The following is a 272-nucleotide window of genomic DNA, read 5'->3' on the forward strand; positions in this document are numbered from 1 at the left end:
GTCATGAAGCGCTCGCCGGGCATGACCAGCGGGATGCCGGGCGGGTAAGGCACGATCATCACGGCGGTGATGCGGCCCTTCAGGTCGTCGATCGGCACCGGCTCGACGGCACCATGCACAAGCCGGTCATAGGCCTCCGAAGGCTTCATCGCAGGCTCGGGCAGGTCGGTGTACATCGCGTTCATGGCGCGCGCCGTGTCGTTGGTGCGGAAGCAGGCATGCAGGGCGTCGCACAGGTCGCGCAGGCCCCAGCCGGCGTAGGCGCTGGCACC

General features: G+C 68.8%; 1 pseudogene. It reads right to left on the reverse strand.

What is annotated here, in order from left to right:
• Positions 1–272: pseudogene (locus HCU76_RS36420) on the reverse strand (lysine decarboxylase); the annotation flags it as partial.

This window comes from Variovorax sp. dw_308, assembly GCF_019207085.1.
Classification (GTDB): domain Bacteria; phylum Pseudomonadota; class Gammaproteobacteria; order Burkholderiales; family Burkholderiaceae_C; genus Variovorax.